The sequence below is a fragment of the uncultured Caballeronia sp. genome, from assembly GCF_964243625.1.
Classification (GTDB): Bacteria; Pseudomonadota; Gammaproteobacteria; order Burkholderiales; family Burkholderiaceae; genus Caballeronia.
On the sequence record NZ_CAXTGZ010000649.1, the window covers coordinates 1 to 3344 of the forward strand.

Sequence of the window (3344 nt, forward strand, 5' to 3'; positions counted from 1 at the left end):
ATGAGCGCGGTCAAGGCGATGTTGGCGGAGGTGGGGTAAAGAGTTCATGAAAAGGGTTTAATGAAAATCCCGGCTAACACTGGCCAGCCCGCCCAGCATATGCGACATATCCACCAGCCGCTGTGCAACAAGGTGCTTCACCTCGCCTTCACATTGCCAGGTGCCATACACCGCAAGCAGCGTCGCGCCCAGCGCCTCGCGCCGCTGCCTTTCCAGCAAACTCGGCCACACGATCACATTCACATTTCCCGTCTCGTCTTCCAGCGTGACGAACATCACACCCTTCGCGGTCCCCGGCCGCTGCCTCACGGTCACCAAACCGCAACCACGCGCGAGCTTGCCATTGCGATAACTGTGCAACGTCGCCGCCGGCATCAATCGATGCGCAAGCAATTCCGCCCGCAGCAATTCAAGCGGATGGCGTCCAAGCGATAAACCGACCGTCTTGTAGTCGCTGATGATATCGTCGGCTTCCGACGGAGCGCCCAGCACAGGCGTTGCGTCTTCCATGCGTGCATCGTTCAGCATGTCTTTGTCGGGTACGGCGGCGACCGATTGCCAAAGCGCTTCCCGCCGGTTCCCCGCCAGCGATGTCAGCGCATTCGCTGCAGCCAGCACCTGCAGATCGTGCCGGTCGAGCTGCGCCCGTTGCGCGAGGTCACCGACGCTCGCGAACTGACGCACCGAACGCGCCGTTTCGATGCGCTCCGCTGAGCCATCGCGCATTCCCTTGAGCAGCGATAAACCCATCCGCACCGCGGTCTTGTTTCCATCGGCATCGCGCTCGAGCACCGCATCCCAGCCGCTGATGGTGACATCGACGGGAAGCACGACAACGCCATGACGCCGCGCATCCTGCACGAGCTGCGAAGGCGAATAAAAACCCATTGGCTGCGAGTTGAGCATGGCGGCAAGAAACGCCGCAGGCTCATGGCACTTCAACCAGCTGCTGACATACACGAGCAATGCAAAACTCGCCGCGTGGCTTTCAGGAAAACCGTATTCACCGAAGCCCTTGATCTGCTCGAATATGCCTTCTGCAAAGGCTCTTTCATAACCGCGCTCGGTCATGCCGTTCACGATCCGGTCGTAGTATTTTCCGAGACCGCCTTTGCGTTTCCAGGCGGCCATCGCGCGACGCAAGGCATCGGCTTCGCCGGCTGTGAAACCGGCCGCGATCATCGCGATCTGCATCACTTGTTCCTGGAAGATCGGCACGCCGAGGGTTCTTTCGAGCGCGACCTTCAGGGCATCGTTGGGAAAAGTCACCGGCTCAAATCCCTGGCGCCGGCGCAAATAGGGATGCACGGCACCGCCTTGGATCGGACCCGGACGCACGATCGCAACCTCGATCACGAGGTCATAAAATTTTTGCGGCTTGAGCCGCGGCAACATCGACATTTGCGCACGCGATTCGATCTGGAACACGCCGACGGTATCCGCCCGCGAGATCATCTCGTAAGTCGTTTTATCCTCACGTGGAATGTCCTGCATCTCAAAGTGCTCGCCGCGTTTCTCCGAAATGATATCGAGCGTGCGCCTGATTGCGGACAGCATGCCGAGCGCAAGCACATCGACTTTCAAAAGGCCGAGCGCTTCCAGATCGTCCTTGTCCCACTGAATGACGCTGCGATCGACCATCGCCGCGTTTTCGATGGGAACCAGCCGCGTGAGCTTGTCCCGGCTGATCACAAACCCGCCGGAATGCTGCGACAAATGCCGTGGAAAATTCAGTAATTGCGCCGCAAGCGATGCCCACGACTGAATCAGCGGATTCTCCGGATCAAGTCCGGATTCTATGAAGCGTTGCAGCAAGTCCTGACTGGTATCGAACCATTGATGCGACTTCGCGACGCGATCCACGATCTGCGGATCGACACCCAGTGCCTTGCCCGTCTCTCGCAATGCGCCGCGCGGCCGGTATGTCGATACCGCCGCCGCAATCGCCGTCCGGTCCCGCCCATATTTCTTGTAGATGTACTGGATCACTTCTTCGCGCCGCTGATGCTCGAAGTCGACATCGATATCCGGCGGCTCACCGCGCTCCTTGCTGATGAAGCGCTCGAACAGCATGCTGCTGCTTGCGGGATCCACTTCGGTCACACCGAGGCAATAGCAGACGGCGGAATTCGCGGCCGACCCACGTCCCTGGCACAGAATGTTTTCACTGCGCGCAAAGCGCACGAGATCGTACACGGTAAGAAAATACGGCTCGTATTCCAGATCCACGATCAGATCGAGTTCGTGTTCTATCTGCGCCTGGACCTCATGCGGCACGCCTGAAGGAAAGCGGCGCTGCGCGCCAATATACGTTTCCTGCCTTAGATAGGAAGCCGATGTATAGCCTTTGGGCACGAGTTCATCGGGGTATTCGTATTTGAGTTCTTGCAGTGAAAAAGTGCAGCGCGAAAGTACGGTGAGCGTTTCCCGCAAGGTTTGCTCAGGGTAAAGATTCGCAAGCCGCAGCCGTGACCGCAGATGCTGCTCGGCGTTCGGCGCGAGCTCGTAACCGCACTCGGACACAGGCTTGCCAATGCGGATCGCCGTCATGGTGTCCTGCAGCGGCTTGCGTGAACGCACGTGCATCACCACGTTGCCAGTTGCGACCACGGGTACTTTATAAAGCGATGCAATGTGTTCGACTGTCCCTCTGTGCATATCGTCGAGTGCGCGCTGATGCAGCGTCAAGCCGACCCACGCGCGTTGAGCAAACGTGGTGTCGAGCCATTCGACCTGGGCGTCGAGCGCGGCTTCTTTCGCGGGGAAATCGGGCACGAGGATCGCGAGGCAATCCGGCATGCCGCGCAGATGGGCGAATTCTTTGTCCGGGCGCGCGAGATCGTTCGGCGTAAGCAGGTATTCGCCCTTTTTCGAGCGCATCCGCGCGATGGTGATCAACTCCGACAAATTGCCGTAACCCTCGCGGTTCTGCGCCAGCAAGACGAGCCCGAACGCCGGCGACCGGTCCGCATTGACGAGCCTGAAATACGAGCCGATCACAAGCGGAAAGTCGAGATTCGTCGCCTCCACATGCGCGCGCACGACGCCCGCAAGCGAGCATTCGTCGGTGATCGCGAGACCGGCGTATCCAAGCTGAGCCGCGCGCGCGACCAGCTCTTCTCCACGCGACGCACCGTGGAGAAATGTGAAATTGGAAAACGCAAATAGCTCCGCATACGCGGGCAGCGTGGAGAAGGTCGTATCCACGGCGCGTCATCCGAAGAGGCCGTGAAGGAACCAGCGGGGATCTTCCGCGTCGGCACTCCCCGGCCGCTCGCGATAAATCCAGTAACAGCTTTGATCGTGCGCCTGCGCGACGAAATAATCGCGGCTCGCGAGCGCGC

The 3344-nt window shown here is 59.6% G+C and carries 1 protein-coding gene; it reads right to left on the reverse strand.

Annotation, left to right across the window (positions count from 1 at the left end; genetic code table 11):
- Window positions 1-57 precede the first annotated feature (57 nt).
- Window positions 58-3207 carry an error-prone DNA polymerase gene (locus tag ACFFAR_RS28645; protein ID WP_174365181.1) on the reverse strand — a complete coding sequence of 1050 codons (3150 nt, stop codon included), beginning with the start codon at window positions 3205-3207 and terminating at the stop codon, window positions 58-60.
- Window positions 3208-3344: the final 137 nt, after the last annotated feature.